Source organism: Streptomyces sp. NBC_00503, assembly GCF_036346895.1.
GTDB lineage: Bacteria > Actinomycetota > Actinomycetes > Streptomycetales > Streptomycetaceae > Streptomyces.
Genome location: NZ_CP107855.1, coordinates 1497726 through 1513411 on the forward strand (window position 1 = coordinate 1497726; position 15686 = coordinate 1513411).

Sequence of the window (15686 nt, forward strand, 5' to 3'; positions counted from 1 at the left end):
GTTACTTCTTCTCCTCGGTACGGGCGGCGGCGGGGGTGCTGGTGGAGACGGCGGGCTCGGAGCCTCCGAGCAGCAGGTACAGGACGGCCATGCGGATCGAGACCCCGTTGGCGACCTGCTCGACGACCGTGCACCGGTCGGAGTCGGCCACCTCGGCGGTGATCTCCATGCCGCGGACCATCGGGCCGGGGTGCATGACGACGGCGTGCTCGGGCATCCGCGCCATCCGGGCGCCGTCCAGGCCGTAGCGGCGGGAGTACTCGCGCTCGGTCGGGAAGAAGGCCGCGTTCATCCGCTCGCGCTGCACCCGCAGCATCATGACGGCGTCGGACTTCGGCAGTACAGCGTCCAGGCTGTACGAGATCTCGCACGGCCAGGCCTCGACGCCGACGGGCACGAGGGTGGGCGGGGCGACCAGGGTGACCTCGGCGCCGAGGGTGTGCAGCAGGTGGACGTTGGAGCGGGCCACGCGGCTGTGCAGGATGTCGCCGACGATGGTGATCCGGCGGCCGTTGAGGTCCTTGCCGAGCCCGGCGTCCTTGCCGACGAGCCTGCGGCGCATGGTGAAGGCGTCGAGCAGGGCCTGGGTGGGGTGCTCGTGGGTGCCGTCACCGGCGTTGATGACGGGGGCGTCGATCCAGCCGGAGGTCGCGAGCCGGTAGGGGGCGCCGGAGGCGTGGTGCCGGATGACCACGGCGTCGACGCCCATGGCCTCCAGGGTCTGGGCGGTGTCCTTGAGGGACTCGCCCTTGGAGACGCTGGAGCCCTTGGCCGCGAAGTTGATGACGTCGGCGGACAGGCGCTTCTCGGCGGCTTCGAAGGAGATCCGGGTGCGGGTCGAGTCCTCGAAGAAGAGGTTGCAGATGGTGCGGCCGCGCAGGGTGGGCAGTTTCTTTATCGGCCGGTCCGCGACGCGGGCCATCTCCTCGGCGGTGTCGAGGATGAGGACGGCGTCGTCGCGGGTGAGGTCGGCGGCCGAGATGAGGTGGCGCTTCATCCGGGTACTCCGTACGTCGGTGTGATCAGAGCTGTGGGGAGGGCAGACGGGTCCGGCTGGCAGGCCGGGGTGCGGGCAGGGCGGGCCCGGGCGCGGACCCCAGGGGTCCGGCGCTCGTAGGGGCTACTGCCCGCCCGATGTCCGGGCGGTCCGCTGGCCGAGCAGTACGGCGTCCCGGCCGTCCTCCTCCTGGAGCTGGACCGACACGTTCTCCCGCAGCGACGTGGGGAGGTTCTTGCCGACGTAGTCGGCGCGGATCGGCAGCTCGCGGTGGCCGCGGTCGACGAGGACCGCGAGCTGCACTGCGCGGGGGCGGCCGAGGTCGCCGAGGGCGTCGAGGGCGGCGCGGATGGTGCGTCCGGAGAAGAGGACGTCGTCGACGAGGACGACCAGGCGGCCGTCGATGTCGTCGCCGGGGATCTCGGTCCGGCCGATCGCACGGGCCGGCTTCATCCGCAGGTCGTCGCGGTACATGGTGATGTCGAGGGAACCGACCGGGATCTTGGCACCGGTGATCTCTTCGAGCTTGGCCGCCAGCCGGCGGGCCAGGTACACACCGCGGGTGGGAATGCCGAGCAGCACCACGTCGTCGGCGCCCTTGGCGCGTTCGACGATCTCGTGGGCGATACGGGTCAGGACCCGTGCGATGTCCTGCGCGTCGAGAACGGGACGCATGACATCGGAATCGAATGCGGGATCGTGCTGGGTGTCCATGAAAAGGACCTCCTTCTCCGCCTCACGGGACGGACCTTAAAGGACGTCTGATGTACGCCTCCCAAGGTACCAGGGGGATTCCCGCGATCTCGCATCGGGGCAGCCCAGGACCCCTCTTAAGTGGGCGTTGGTGACCATTCGGCTTGACGCATCCAAGTAACGCTGCGTAACCTCACAGTGAGTTACCAGCCGCGCGGCGGAGCCGCACTCTTGTCACAGCGTCCGGGAGCGTTATGTCCAGCGAATACGCCAAACAGCTCGGGGCCAAGCTCCGCGCCATCCGCACCCAGCAGGGCCTTTCCCTCCATGGTGTCGAGGAGAAGTCCCAGGGCCGGTGGAAGGCCGTGGTGGTCGGTTCTTACGAGCGCGGGGACCGCGCCGTGACCGTCCAGCGCCTTGCCGAGCTGGCGGACTTCTACGGGGTGCCGGTGCAGGAGCTGCTGCCGGGCACGACCCCCGGCGGAGCGGCCGAGCCGCCGCCGAAGCTGCGCCTCGACCTGGAGCGCCTGGCCCACGTACCCGCAGAGAAGGCCGGCCCGCTGCAGCGTTACGCGGCGACCATCCAGAGCCAGCGCGGCGACTACAACGGCAAGGTGCTCTCGATCCGCCAGGACGACCTGCGCACCCTCGCCGTCATCTACGACCAGTCCCCCTCGGTCCTGACCGAACAGCTGATCAGCTGGGGCGTGCTGGACGCGGACGCGCGTCGCGCGGTGGCGCACGAGGACATCTAGTCCGCCAGTAGTACCGGGCCCAGGCCCAGCAGAAACGTTACCGGCGGGTGCCGGGGAGCCGAGAGGCCCCCGGCACCCGCCGGTTTTTTCGTACCGTCGGTTTTTTCGTACCGCCGACCGGAGAAACGGCAGGGCCCGCAGCGCGCGTGCGCTGCGGGCCCTGCCGTTGTCGCCTGTCCGGCGCGCGTATCAGCTCTCGCTGCGGCGCAGGTTCGGCTTGAGGTCCTTGAAGCGGCCGAGGAGCCCGTTCACGAACGAGGGCGACTCGTCCGTGGAGAACTCCTTGGCCAGCTGGACGGCCTCGTCGATGGCCACGGCGTCCGGGGTGCCATCCACCCAGATCAGCTCGTAGGCACCGAGACGCACGATGTTCCGGTCCACGACCGGCATGCGGTCGAGGTCCCAGTCCACGGCGTAGGTGGCGATCAGATCGTCGATGCGGTTCACCTTGTCGGCGTACCCCTCGACGAGTTCCATGGTGAACTCGTTCACCGCGGGCTGGCGGTCGGTGTCCGACCGCGAGTGGCGGATCCAGTCCGCGAGGACCTCGCGCACGGAGACCCCGCGCTGGTCGGCCTCGAACAGGATCTGGAAAGCGCGCTTGCGCGCGTTGCTCCGGGCAGCCACGGTTAGCTGTTCACCCGGCCGAGGTAGTCGCCGTTGCGGGTGTCGACCTTGACCTTTTCGCCGGTGTTGACGAAGAGCGGGACCTGCATCTCGTAACCGGTTTCCAGCTTCGCGGGCTTGGTACCACCGGTGGAGCGGTCGCCCTGGACACCCGGGTCGGTGTGCTCGATGACCAGCTCGACGGAGGTCGGCAGCTCGACGTAGAGCACCGCGCCCTCGTTCTGGGCAACGGAGGCGGTGAAGCCCTCGATCAGGAAGTTGGCGGCGTCGCCGACGACCTTGCGGTCGACCATCAGCTGGTCGAAGGTGTTCATGTCCATGAAGACGAAGTACTCGCCGTCCATGTACGAGAACTGCATGTCACGGCGGTCGATGGTGGCCGTCTCGACCTTCGTGCCGGCGTTGAACGTCTTGTCGACGACCTTGCCGGAGAGCACGTGCTTGAGCTTGGTGCGCACGAAGGCCGGGCCCTTGCCGGGCTTGACGTGCTGGAACTCGACGACGGACCAGAGCTGGCCACCGTCGAGCTTGAGCACCATGCCGTTCTTGAGGTCGTTCGTGGAAGCCACGGTTTGGGAATCTCCTGCACTGGAAGACCACGGGTGCGCGCACAGTCCGCCGGGGCGGACTAGAGCGCGAGCAGCTCCTTGGTCGTAATGGTGAGTAGCTCGGGACCGCCGTCCGCCTCGGGGCGCACGACGAGCGTGTCATCGATCCGGACACCTCCCCGGCCGGGGAGGTGAACCCCCGGTTCGACGGTGACCGGCACGCAAGCGTCCAGTTTACCCATGGCCGTAGGTGCAAGCTGCGGGTCCTCGTCGATTTCGAGGCCGACTCCGTGTCCCATCCACGCCGCGAGGGCCTCGCCATGACCTGCGGAGTCGAGTACGGAGCGGGCCGCGTGATCCACATCTCGGTACGCGGCCCCCGGCCTCAGCGCCTCCCGCCCGGCCCGCTGCGCGGCGAAGACCAGGTCGTACAGCTCGATCTGCCAGTCCGCGGGGGTGGTGCCGATCACGAAGGTACGGCCGATCTCGCAGCGGTAGCCCCGGTAGTTGGCGCCCAGGCAGACCGAAAGGAAGTCCCCCTCCTCCACCCGGCGGTCGGAGGGGCGGTGGCGGGAGCGGCCGGAGTGCGGGCCGGTGCCGACGGAGGTCGGGAAGGCCGGACCGTCGGCCCCGTGGTCCACGAGGCGGCGCTCCAGCTCCAGGGCGAGGTGCCGCTCGGTGCGGCCCACCAGGATCGATTCCAGCAGTTCACCGAGGGCCTGGTCGGCGATCTCGGCGGCGATCCGCAGACAGGCGATCTCCTCCTCGTCCTTGACGAGGCGCTGCTGTTCAACGGCGGTCCCCAGATCGGACAGGCGCAGCCCCGGCGCCACGGAGCCCAGGGCGCGGTGCCGGCCGACCGTGAGGTGGTGCTCCTCCACGGCCAGGGATTCGGCCCGCCCGGAGGCGGCCAGGTCGGCGGCGGCGACGGCGGGATCCGCGCCCGGACCCGCCAGCACGGAGACCGGCAGGTTCTCGTCCAGTCTTCCTTCGTCCGCCTCACCGGTCGGCGCTCCGGCGCAGAACAGCATGTCCTCGCCGCCCGGTCCGAGCAGCAGGACGGCGCCCAGCGGTGACGCCCCGGAGAGGTAGCGCACGTTCGCCGGACGCGTGATGAGTGCGGCGGCGTTCCCGGCGGCCGCACAGCGGTCGCGAAGCAGGCCCCGGCGGGCCGCGTACACGTCTGACATGTTTCCGAGCCTACGAGCGCCACGCGCATCCGGCCTGGTGAGCGCGACCGTACGGGGGCGGGCCCGGTGCGGAGCCGGGATCCGGCTCAGTAGGCCGGAGCCGAGATGGCGCGGGCCAGGGTCTCGTCCAGGGCGCGGGCGGTGCCCTCGATGTCCAGGTGGGAGTTGTCGATGATGGGCAGCCCGGAGCCGTACCAGCCCGCCATGCGCCCGTGGATGCGGGCGACTTCCTCGTCCGAGAGCCGCCGGTTTCCGGAGCGGGCGGCGTTGCGCTCCAGGACTATCTCCAGGCCGGGCAGCAGCACCACCGGCAGCAGCGCGGGCCCCACGTGGCGCTTCCAGCCGCCGAGGCCCACCACCGGGCGGTCCGGGAAGACGGCGTCGTCGAGGATGCACGAGATGCCGTTGGCCAGGAAGTTGCGGGCCGCGAACCCGCAGGTGCGGCGGGCCAGGCGGTACTGGGCCTCGGAGTGGTCGTTCCAGCCGGCCTGCGGGTCCGCGAACCCCGAGCACACCCATTCCCGTACGTCGTCCAGGCTGATGTGCGCGGTGGGGACCGGCCGGGTGCCCGCCCAGTGGCGGGCCACCGTGGTCTTGCCGGCGCCCGCGGGGCCGATGAGCAGGACCGCGAGGGTGGCGCCGCCCGTGCCCGGGACGGCGGGCGGGAGCGGAATGTGCCCGGTGGACCCCTCCGGCACCCCCTGCACGGGCATCGGCATCCGCGCCGGTGCCACGGGCACGGGCGGCACGGGCCAGCCCGGTCCCGGGGGTACCGGCGGCCGCGACGGCGCCGCCGGGTGCTGACCCCCCGGCGGCTCCCAGCCCCCGCCCCCCACTCCGTGCTGCATCCGCTGCCACTCCGTCCCGTTCCGCCCTGACTGATGCGAGAACGTTATATGACCCGGGAGGCCCGGAAGGTCACGCGGTCACGCCGTCGGGCGGATCAGGCCGCCACTTCGCCGAACGCGGCCATCAGGACGGCCGGGTCCGGGCCCTCCAGAACGGTCGGCTTGGCCAGCCCGTCCAGGACGATGAAGCGCAGCAGGTCGCCGCGGGACTTCTTGTCGAGCTTCATGGTCTCCAGCAGCTTGGGCCACTGGTCGCCCCGGTAGGTCAGCGGCAGCCCCACCGAGGCGAGGATCGCCCGGTGCCGGTCGGCCGTCACGTCGTCGAGGCGGCCGGCGAGCCGGCCCAGCTCGGACGCGAAGACCATGCCGACCGAAACGGCCGCGCCGTGGCGCCACTTGTAGCGCTCGTTCTTCTCGATGGCGTGCGCGAGGGTGTGCCCGTAGTTCAGGATCTCCCGCAGCCCGGTCTCCTTGAGGTCGGCGGAGACCACGTCCGCCTTGACCTGGACGGAGCGGCAGATCAGCTCGGCCGTGTGCGGGCCGGCGGGCGTGCGCGCGCCCTCGGGGTCCGACTCGATCAGGTCGAGGATCACCGGGTCGGAGATGAATCCGGCCTTGATGACCTCGGCGAGACCGCTGACGTAGTCGTTGACCGGCAGCGATTCCAGTGCCGCCAGGTCGCAGAGCACGCCGACCGGCGGGTGGAAGACGCCGACGAGGTTCTTGCCCTCGGCCGTGTTGATGCCGGTCTTGCCGCCGACGGCCGCGTCCACCATGGCCAGGATGGTGGTCGGTACGGCGATCCAGCGCACGCCGCGCAGCCAGGAGGCCGCGACGAAGCCCGCGAGGTCGGTCGTGGATCCCCCGCCGACCCCGACGATGACGTCGGTGCGCGTGAAGCCGGACTGCCCGAGGGCCTTCCAGCAGTACGCCGCCACCTCGACCGTCTTGGCCTCTTCGGCGTTGGGAACCTGGATGGCGACGGCCTCGTAGCCCTGTGCGGCGAGGTCGTCGCGCAGCGCCTCACCGGTGGCCGCGAGGGCCTCCGGGTGGATGACGGCGACCCGCTGGGCCTTGGTACCGATCAGGGAGCCCAGCTCGCCGAGCAGCTGGCTGCCGACCAGTACCTCGTACGCGTCGTGCCCGGCGCTGGCGCCGACCTGGATCCGCGTCACCTGGTCTGTCATGCGTTCTTCAACTCCAGAGCGTCGAGGACCGCGTCGGCGACCTCTTCGGGGGTGCGGTCGTCGGTGGCCACCACGACGCGCGCGACTTCGGTGTACAGGGGGCTCCGGGCCTCCATCAGCTCGCGCCACTTGCGGCGCGGGTTGACGGCGAGGAGCGGGCGCGCGGCTCCGAGGCCCACGCGCCGGACGGCTTCCTCGACCTCGAGCGAGAGATAGGCCACGGGCCGGCCGGCCAGCAGCTCCCTCGTCGTGTCGTCGAGGATGGCGCCGCCGCCGAGGGCGAGCACTCCGTCGTGCCCGGCGAGGGCGGCGGAGACCGCCTCCCGCTCCAGTTCACGGAAGTGCGGCTCGCCCTCGTCGATGAAGATGTCGGAGATCTCCCGGCCCTGCGCCGCCACGATGTCGGCGTCGGTGTCCCGGTAGGAGACTCCGAGCCGCTCCGCGAGCAGTTCGCCCACCGTGGACTTGCCGGACCCCATGGGCCCGACGAGAACGACCAGGGGTCCGGTCGCGGGGGTTGCGGGGGTGCCCGTCACCGGATCTGGAGGTTGTCGAGGTACGACTGGACGTTGCGGCGGGTCTCGGGGACGGAGTCGCCACCGAACTTCTCCACGACGGCGTCGGCCAGCACCAGGGCGACCATGGCCTCGGCGACGATGCCCGCGGCGGGCACGGCACAGACGTCGGAGCGCTGGTGGTGCGCGACGGTGGCCTCGCCGGTGGCCACGTCCACGGTCGCCAGGGCCTTGGGCACGGTGGCGATCGGCTTCATGGCGGCGCGGACGCGCAGCAGCTCACCGGTGGTCAGACCGCCCTCGGTACCGCCGGAGCGGCCCGTGGTGCGCCTCAGGCCCTCGGGGGTGGAGACGATCTCGTCGTGCGCCTGCGAGCCGGGCACGCGGGCCAGGTCGAAGCCGTCGCCGACCTCGACGCCCTTGATGGCCTGGATGCCCATGAGCGCGGCCGCGAGGCGCGCGTCGAGGCGGCGGTCCCAGTGCACGTGCGAGCCGAGGCCGACGGGCACGCCGTAGGCGAGGACCTCGACGACACCGCCGAGGGTGTCGCCGTCCTTGTGGGCCTGGTCGATCTCCGCGACCATCTGCTTCGACGCGTCGGCATCGAGGCAGCGCACCGGGTCGGCGTCGAGCTTCTCGACGTCGGCGGGGGTCGGGTAGACCCCGTACGGGGCCTTGGCGGAGGCCAGCTCCACCACGTGGGAGACGATCTCGATGCCAGCGACCTCCTTGATGAAGGAGCGCGCGATGGCACCGAGGGCCACACGGGCGGCGGTCTCACGGGCGCTGGCGCGCTCCAGGATCGGCCGGGCCTCGGAGAAGCCGTACTTCTGCATGCCCGCCAGGTCGGCGTGGCCGGGGCGGGGACGGGTCAGCGCCGCGTTGCGGCCGGTCTCCTTGAGCAGCGAGGGGTCGACCGGGTCGGCCGACATGACGGTCTCCCACTTGGGCCACTCGGTGTTGCCGATCATGACGGCGACCGGCGAACCCTGCGAGAGCCCGTGGCGAACACCGCCGAGGAAGGTGATCTCGTCCTGCTCGAACTTCATCCGGGCGCCTCGGCCGTAGCCGAGCCGACGCCGGGCCAGGTGTTCGGCCACCAGCTCTGTGGTGACCGGGACGCCGGCGGGAAGACCCTCCAGCGTCGCCACCAGCGCCGGGCCGTGCGATTCTCCGGCCGTCAGCCAACGCAACCTGCTCAACGATGCTCCTCATGCTCGCGCCTGATCCAGCGATGGCGCGATCGGGTGCGCGGCCCGGACCCGCCTTCACCCTTGATCCTCCCATGTCCGGGCCGCGAAACCCCCCTCGGTCCAGCTATCGGACGGCTTCCCGGCGCCGGTACCACCACCGGCAGCCCTCCCAGAGGGCCGTGGCGCCGAGCAGCCCGGAGATGATCCACTTCGCCCAGGCGGGCAGCGTGCCGAACAGGACGCGAAGGAAGACCCCCACCCCGTACACGGCGTCCCACTTCGACGCCAGCACCTGACCCGTGACGATCCCGTCCACGTACCCCCCTCAACCCCGTTGTGGCAGGTAAGGAGCCTAACGCGCGGCGAGCGCCCGCTCTCCGGCGGCCCTCAGGGCCTCCAGCGGGACGTCGGGGCGTCCCGTCATCTGCTCGACCTGGAGCACGGCCTGGTGGACCAGCAGGTCCAGGCCGCCGAGGAGCTTGCCCCCGTGACCGGACCAGGCCGCCGCGAGGGCGGTCGGCCAGGGGTCGTAGAGGACGTCGAAGAGCGTGCCGGGCCGGGCGGGCACGGCGGCGGCCAGGGCGTCCGTGGAGCCGGCCGGGGTGGTCGCGATGACCAGCGGCGCGCTCAGCGCCTGCGCGGCGTCCGCCCAGTCGGCCGTCCGCACGTCCACGCCGAGCCGCTCGCCCCACTCCCGCATCTCCGCGGCCCGGGCCGCGGAGCGTACGTACGCGGTGACCTCGCCGGTGCAGATCCGCGCGAGCGCGGCCAGCGCCGAGGAGGCGGTGGCGCCCGCGCCGAGGACGGCCGCCGACTCCACCTTCTCCACGCCCTGCTCGCGCAGGGCGGACAGCAGCCCGGGGATGTCGGTGTTGTCGCCGACCCGGCGGCCGTCCTCGGTGAAGACGACCGTGTTGACCGCCTCGACGGAGGCGGCGGTGTCGCTGATGCCGTCGAGCAGCGGGATGACCGCCCGCTTGAGCGGCATGGTCAGCGACAGCCCGGCCCACTCGGGGCCGAGTCCCGCGATGAACTCCGGGAGCGCGGCCTCGTCGACTTCGAAGCGGTCGTACGACCAGTCGTCGAGGCCGAGCTCCCGGTACGCGGCGCGGTGCAGCACCGGTGAGAGGGAGTGCTCGATGGGAGAACCCAGCACCGCGGCCCGTATCCGTGACATGTCCTGCTACCCGCCGTTCTTCTGCTTCTGCCGTTCCTGGAACTCGGCGACGAGCTTGAGGTGTTCCTCGTAGGTTTTGGTGAAGGTCGTCTTGTTGCCGTCGACCGACACGAAGAACATCCAGCCGCCGTGGTCCGGGTCGAGCGTAGCGCTCACCGCGTCCGCACTCGGGTTCCCGATGGGGCCCGGGGGCAGTCCCTTGACGTGGTGCGTGTTGTACGGGTGGTCGAAGGCCTGGGCTTCCTTGAGATTGAAGTTGATCTCGCTCTGGTTCTTGATGTAGTTGTACGTCGAGTCGAACTCGATCTTCTGGTTGGTGACGTCGTTGGTCTTCTTGAGGCGGTTGTAGACCACCTCCGACATCTTCCGGAAGTCGTCGTGGTTCTTGCCCTCGGCGTTGACGAGGCTGGCGACCGTGATGACCTGGAGCGGGTTCTGCAGGCCCAGGCTCTTGGCCTTGCCCTCGACCCCGAGCTCCGTGTACTTGTCGGTCGCGTTCTTGACCATCTGCTTGAGGAGGGACTCGGGGGTGCTGGCGTTGGTCAGGTCGTACCGCATCGGGTACAGGAAGCCCTCGAGCGGGTCCATGATCTTCGGGTCGTTGTTCGCCCAGGCAGGCAGGCCGAGGTTCTTGACCTCGCTCTTGGCGATGCCTTCGGTGGTGCCCGCGGGCTTGTTGAGCTTCTCGTCGATCGCCTTGTAGACCGTCGCGTTGCGCATGCCCTCGGTGACGGTGATCACCCGGAGCTTGGTCGGGTCCGTCATCAACGCGACCACGGAAGCCGCCGACATCTTCTTCTTGAGCGGATAGATGCCCGGCTGGATCGACTTGCCCTTGGGGTCGGCGTTGGCCGCGTTCACGAAGGCCTGGGCGCTCGCGACCACGCCCTTGTCCTTGAGGATCCGGCCCATCTGGCCCAGGCCGGCACCCTTGGGGATCTCCACGTCCACGGTCTCGTCCGTGCCGGAGCCCGCGAAGTCCTCGGCCGCGCCGAACTTGCCCTTGAGGTAGGTGTAGCCGTAGTAGCCGCCACCGCCGAGCACGCCCACGATGACCACGGCCGCGATGAGGCAGGCCATGCCGCTGCGCTTCTTCGGCTTGCCGCCGGAACGGCCCGAGCGGCGGCCGCCGCCGGAGTTGCCGTCGTCCCCGTCGTCGTCCCCGTCGCGTCCGCCGCCGCCGAGGAAGGAGTCATCGGCCTCGTCGGCCTCGTCGGTCTTGACGTCCTCGTCCTGCCACTGGGCCTCGGGCTCCAGGTGCCGGCGGCCCGGGGGGCGCGGCGGCGGGTAGGCGTCGGGGGTGCCGTAGAGGTCGGGGGTCTCGCCGGGGTAACCGCCCGCCTGCTGCTGGGCGTACGGGTCCGCCCCCGCGTACGGGTCGGCGGCCTGGGCCACGCCCACGTACTGGGCCTGGCCGGTGTCCCAGATCTGGCCCCCGTACGTCTCCTGGTGCTGCTGGGGCGCGTGCTGCTGCGGGTGCGGAACCTGCTGGACGTACTGGGGCTGCTGCTGGTGCTGCTGGGGTTGTTGGTGCTGCGGAGCCTGCTGGGCCTGTGGGTACGGAGCCTGCTGGTACGGAGCCTGCTGGTACTGGCCCGGGTGCTGCTGCTGCACGTACTGGGGGTGCTGCGGCTGCTGCTGCACGTAGTGGGGGTGCTGGGGCTGCTGCTGCTGGTCGTCGACGTAGGGCGGCTGGCCCTGCTGGGCCGCATGCCCGGTCCACCCCTGGTCCCCGTAAAGGGGATCATCGGGGTGCCACGGTTGGGGGTTGGGGCCCCCGCCATACTCAGTCATCGATCCCCTAGCGCGCCGCGGGGCGTTGGCCGCGGCGCTTTCCGCCGCGGCACCCTGTTCCGCCTCTGCTGGTGGGCGACGGCTGTTCGAATGCCGCCACTTCGCGCGGAACGTTACCGTATCGCGATCAGACAACCACTTCGACGCACTCACCGGGCGGATTACCTGATACCCGTTCGGTCTCCAGAGCGTTCTGGAGGATCACCACCGCGGCCGCCTGGTCGATGACCGAGCGGCCCTTCTTCGCATTGCGCCCCGAGGCCCGCAGGCCCGCGGCCGCGGTGACAGTGGTCATCCGCTCGTCGACCAGGCGCACCGTCACGGGCTTGATGCCCTTGGCGAGTTCCATGGCGAAGGCCCGGCACTTGGCGGCCGCCGGCCCCTCCCGCCCGCTGAGCGAGCGGGGCAGGCCGACCACCACCTCGATGGGGTCGTACTCCTCGACGAGCTGCCGCAGCCGCCGGTGGGCGAAGGGAATGTCCCGGCCCGGGACGGTTTCCACCGGTGTGGCCAACACCCCGTCAGGGTCGCACGAGGCGACCCCGATCCGGGCGTCCCCGACATCGATGGCCAGTCGGCGGCCGCGGCGCAGCGTCATCAGGCGGTCTCCCCCACCAGTCGCTCGACGGCCGCGATGGCGTCGCCGATGGCGGCCGGGTTCTGGCCGCCGCCCTGGGCCACGTCGGGCTTGCCGCCGCCGCCACCACCGAGGGTCTTGGCGGCCGTGCGGACCAGGTCGCCGGCCTTGAGGCCGCGCTCGCGGGCCGCCTCGTTGGTGGCGATGACGGTCAGCGGACGGTCGTTGGCGGTGGTGAACAGGGCCACGACGGCCGGGCGGTCGCCCTGGATGCGGCCGCGGACGTCGAGGACCAGCTTGCGCAGGTCGTCGGCGCCGGTGCCGTCCGGCACCTGGCCGGTGACCACGGCCACGCCGCGGACGTCCTGGGCGCCGGCGGCGAGGCCGGCGGCGGCCTGGAGGACCTTCTCCGCGCGGAACTTCTCGATCTCCTTCTCGGCGTCCTTCAGCTTGCCGAGCATGGAGGCGATCTTCTCCGGCAGCTCCTCCGGACGGCCCTTGACCAGCTCCTGGAGCTGGGCGACGACCGTGTGCTCCTTGGCGAGGAAGTTGTACGCGTCCACGCCGACGAGGGCTTCGACGCGGCGCACGCCGGAGCCGATGGAGGACTCGCCGAGCAGCTTCACCAGGCCGAGCTGGCTGGTGTTCGCCACGTGGGTGCCGCCGCACAGCTCCTTGGAGAAGTCGCCGATGGTGACGACGCGCACGCGCTCGCCGTACTTCTCGCCGAATTCGGCGATGGCGCCCTGCTTCTTCGCCTCGTCGATGCTCAGGATCTCGGCGGTGACGTCGAGCTCGCGGGAGAGCACGTCGTTGATCTTCTGCTCCACGTCGGTGAGGACCGAGCCGGGGACGGCGTTCGGGGAGCCGAAGTCGAAGCGGAAGCGGCCGGGCGAGTTCTCGGAGCCGGCCTGGGCGGCCGTGGGGCCGAGCGCGTCGCGCAGCGCCTGGTGGGTGAGGTGCGTGGCCGAGTGGGCGCGGGCGATGGCCCGGCGGCGGTTCACGTCGATGGCGGCGTAGGCGGAAGCGCCCACGGTCACCTCTCCGACCTGGACGGAGCCCTTGTGCACGGAGACGCCGGGGACCGGCTGCTGGACGTCGCGGATCTCGATGATCGCGCCGGAGTCGAGCTTGATGCGGCCCTGGTCGGCGAGCTGGCCGCCGCCCTCGGCGTAGAAGGGGGTGCGGTCGAGGACGACCTCGACCTCGTCGCCCTCGGAGGCGGCGGGCGAGGAGACGCCGTTGACCAGGAGGCCGACGATGGTGGACTCGCCCTGGTTGGTGGCGTAGCCGGTGAACTCGGTGGCGCCGGAGCCGTCGGCGATCTCCCGGTAGGCGGACATGTCCGCGTGACCGGTCTTCTTGGCCTTGGCGTCGGCCTTGGCCTTGTCCTTCTGCTCCTGCATCAGGCGGCGGAAGCCGTCCTGGTCCACGGAGAGGCCCTGTTCGGCGGCCATCTCCAGGGTCAGGTCGATCGGGAAGCCCCAGGTGTCGTGGAGCAGGAACGCCTTGTCGCCGGCCAGGACCGAGCCACCGGTGGCCTTGGTCTCGGTGATGGCGGTGTCGAGGATGTTCGTGCCGCCGCGCAGGGCCTTCACGAAGGCGGCCTCTTCGGCGAGCGCGACGGTCTCGATGCGCTTGCGGTCGGTCACGAGCTCCGGGTACTGCTGCCCCATCGTGTTGATCACGACGTCGACGAGTTCCTGGACCACGGGGCCGGTGGCGCCCATGAGACGCATGTTGCGGATCGCGCGGCGCATGATGCGGCGCAGCACGTAGCCGCGGCCCTCGTTGCCGGGGGTGACCCCGTCGCCGATGAGCATGACGGAGGTGCGGATGTGGTCGGCGACCACGCGCATCGAGACGTCCGTGCCCTGGGCGGCGCCGTACTGCACGCCGGTCAGCTCGGTGGCCTTCTCCATGACCACGCGCAGGGTGTCGGTCTCGTACATGTTCTGTACGCCCTGCAGGATCATGGCGAGGCGCTCGAGGCCGAGACCGGTGTCGATGTTCTTCGACGGCAGGTCGCCGAGGATCGGGAAGTCTTCCTTCCCGTCGCCGGCGCCGCGCTCGTACTGCATGAAGACCAGGTTCCAGATCTCCACGTAGCGCTCGTCGTTGACGGCGGGGCCGCCCTCGACGCCGAACTCCGGGCCGCGGTCGTAGTTGATCTCGGAGCAGGGGCCGCAGGGACCCGGGACGCCCATGGACCAGAAGTTGTCCTTCTTGCCCAGGCGCTGGATGCGCTCGGAGGGCACGCCCACGACGTCGCGCCAGATGGTCTCGGCCTCGTCGTCGTCGAGGTAGACCGTGATCCAGAGCTTCTCGGGCTCCAGGCCGTAGCCACCGTCCGCCACGGAGCTGGTGAGCAGCTCCCAGGCGTACTTGATGGCGCCTTCCTTGAAGTACTCGCCGAAGGAGAAGTTGCCGCACATCTGGAAGAACGTGCCGTGGCGGGTGGTCTTGCCGACCTCTTCGATGTCCGGCGTACGGACGCACTTCTGCACGCTGGTGAGCGTCGACCCGGGCGGCTTGACCTCACCCAGGAAGTACGGCTTGAAGGGGACCATGCCCGCGTTGACCAGCAGCAGAGTCGGGTCGTCCGCGATGAGCGACGCCGAAGGGACAACGGTGTGACCGCGCTCCTCGAAGAAGCTCAGCCAGCGGCGGCGAATTTCAGCCGACTCCATCAGTGGTCCTCATTCCGGTTGTACGTAAACGTATTGGTCTGGCCGTGCTCGATGGCCCGCAGCCGCCGCGGCCCGGGAAGGGCGGTGACGTTGTCGGGCCGGTCGGGATCCTGGTGGAGTCCCAGTGCGTCGTTCAGCTCGTCCTCGCGCTGCGACATTCCCGCCTTGACGTCGAGGGCGAAGTCCTTGAGGCGGTGCCCCGCTTCGACCGCCTTGTCGGCGGCCTGCGCGGCGAGGCTCTCCGGGGTCAGCTTCTTGAGCTGCCGGTTGACCTTGGTGGTGGCCCACACGCCGGCGGCTGCGCCGGCGGTGAACCAGAAGGCTCGGCGGAACATCGGAGGTCTCAGCCCTTCTGCTTCCGGCGCCGGGGCGACGGCACCGTACGGCCAACGATCACGGTACGTCGCGCGGTCCTGCGCGGCACGTCCTCGGAGCCGGCTCCGGCCGCGCCGCCCTTGCCCAGCGCCTTGCGGACGCCGTAGCCGAAGGCCGCGACCTTCACGAGCGGGCCGCCGAAGGTGGACGCGACGGTGGAGGACAGCGCGGAGGCGTTGGAGGTGACTTCCTGGACGTCGCTCGCGATGGCGTCGACCCGGTCCAGCTGGGTGCGGGCGGAGCGGACGGTGGTGGAGGCGTCCGCGAGCAGCGGGACGGCCTCGTCGGTCACGTCGGCCACGAGCTTCGTGGTCGCCTTGAGCACCTGGGCCAGCCTCACCAGCACCACGGCGAGGAAGGAGACCAGAATGGCCCAGAAGACGGCCACGAGGATCCCGGCCACCTCTCCACCGGACACGTCACACCGCTCTCTACACATTGATCACTAAGCGAAAAAGTCGTCCTCCGACCCTATCGCGCCGGAGATCCGCCGCAGTACCGCAATTCCCGGACGCGGCCC

General features: G+C 70.6%; 17 protein-coding genes. 1 reads left to right on the forward strand and 16 read right to left on the reverse strand.

Annotated elements, in window-relative coordinates:
- Position 1: 1 nt before the first annotated feature.
- Positions 2-997 (reverse strand): aspartate carbamoyltransferase catalytic subunit, encoded by a 996-nt coding sequence (locus OG490_RS06970; RefSeq protein ID WP_330295405.1) that lies wholly within the window; start codon positions 995-997, stop codon positions 2-4.
- Between the two features lie 123 nt (positions 998-1120).
- Entirely contained in the window at positions 1121-1711 is a 591-nt protein-coding gene (gene pyrR, locus OG490_RS06975) for a bifunctional pyr operon transcriptional regulator/uracil phosphoribosyltransferase PyrR (protein ID WP_330295406.1), read from the reverse strand.
- A 233-nt stretch (positions 1712-1944) separates the two neighbouring features.
- On the opposite strand from pyrR, the gene bldD reads away from it, so the two are divergent.
- A complete protein-coding gene (gene bldD, locus OG490_RS06980) occupies positions 1945-2445 on the forward strand; it encodes a transcriptional regulator BldD (protein ID WP_069929708.1) in 501 nt (166 codons plus the stop codon).
- Positions 2446-2634: 189 nt separating this feature from the next.
- Here the strand turns inward: bldD and nusB are convergent, their stop codons facing one another.
- The 14 genes from nusB to OG490_RS07050 form a co-directional block, all read right to left on the reverse strand.
- Complete coding sequence (gene nusB, locus OG490_RS06985; protein ID WP_330295407.1) at positions 2635-3072, reverse strand: transcription antitermination factor NusB; 438 nt, start codon at positions 3070-3072, stop codon at positions 2635-2637.
- Positions 3073-3074: 2 nt separating this feature from the next.
- A complete protein-coding gene (gene efp / locus OG490_RS06990) occupies positions 3075-3641 on the reverse strand; it encodes an elongation factor P (protein WP_330295408.1) in 567 nt (188 codons plus the stop codon).
- A 59-nt stretch (positions 3642-3700) separates the two neighbouring features.
- The gene (locus OG490_RS06995) at positions 3701-4810 is read right to left on the reverse strand and encodes an aminopeptidase P family protein (RefSeq protein WP_330295409.1); all 1110 of its coding nucleotides are present in this window, start codon (positions 4808-4810) and stop codon (positions 3701-3703) included.
- An 86-nt stretch (positions 4811-4896) separates the two neighbouring features.
- Positions 4897-5658: an AAA family ATPase gene (locus OG490_RS07000; protein ID WP_330295410.1), complete on the reverse strand. Its 762-nt coding sequence runs from the start codon at positions 5656-5658 to the stop codon at positions 4897-4899.
- Between the two features lie 95 nt (positions 5659-5753).
- Complete coding sequence (aroB, locus tag OG490_RS07005) at positions 5754-6845, reverse strand: 3-dehydroquinate synthase (protein ID WP_330295411.1); 1092 nt, start codon at positions 6843-6845, stop codon at positions 5754-5756.
- Complete coding sequence (locus tag OG490_RS07010; RefSeq protein WP_330295412.1) at positions 6842-7324, reverse strand: shikimate kinase; 483 nt, start codon at positions 7322-7324, stop codon at positions 6842-6844. Before OG490_RS07010 ends, aroB begins: the two co-directional genes overlap by 4 nt.
- Before the next feature lie 53 nt (positions 7325-7377).
- Positions 7378-8562, reverse strand: coding sequence for a chorismate synthase (gene aroC, locus OG490_RS07015; RefSeq protein ID WP_330295413.1), 1185 nt, complete (start codon positions 8560-8562; stop codon positions 7378-7380).
- A 115-nt stretch (positions 8563-8677) separates the two neighbouring features.
- Positions 8678-8869 carry a hypothetical protein gene (locus OG490_RS07020; protein ID WP_330295414.1) on the reverse strand — a complete coding sequence of 64 codons (192 nt, stop codon included), beginning with the start codon at positions 8867-8869 and terminating at the stop codon, positions 8678-8680.
- Positions 8870-8905: 36 nt separating this feature from the next.
- Positions 8906-9730, reverse strand: coding sequence for a shikimate dehydrogenase (locus OG490_RS07025; RefSeq protein WP_330295415.1), 825 nt, complete (start codon positions 9728-9730; stop codon positions 8906-8908).
- A gap of 6 nt (positions 9731-9736) precedes the next feature.
- Positions 9737-11524 (reverse strand): endolytic transglycosylase MltG, encoded by a 1788-nt coding sequence (gene mltG, locus OG490_RS07030; protein ID WP_330295416.1) that lies wholly within the window; start codon positions 11522-11524, stop codon positions 9737-9739.
- Positions 11525-11651: 127 nt separating this feature from the next.
- Positions 11652-12122: a Holliday junction resolvase RuvX gene (ruvX, locus tag OG490_RS07035; RefSeq protein WP_330295417.1), complete on the reverse strand. Its 471-nt coding sequence runs from the start codon at positions 12120-12122 to the stop codon at positions 11652-11654.
- Positions 12122-14791, reverse strand: coding sequence for an alanine--tRNA ligase (alaS, locus tag OG490_RS07040; protein ID WP_330295418.1), 2670 nt, complete (start codon positions 14789-14791; stop codon positions 12122-12124). The genes ruvX and alaS overlap by 1 nt, the downstream gene beginning before the upstream one ends.
- Positions 14791-15126: a DUF6167 family protein gene (locus OG490_RS07045; protein ID WP_330295419.1), complete on the reverse strand. Its 336-nt coding sequence runs from the start codon at positions 15124-15126 to the stop codon at positions 14791-14793. Before OG490_RS07045 ends, alaS begins: the two co-directional genes overlap by 1 nt.
- Before the next feature lie 8 nt (positions 15127-15134).
- Positions 15135-15584, reverse strand: coding sequence for a DUF948 domain-containing protein (locus OG490_RS07050; RefSeq protein WP_330295420.1), 450 nt, complete (start codon positions 15582-15584; stop codon positions 15135-15137).
- Positions 15585-15686 lie beyond the last annotated feature (102 nt).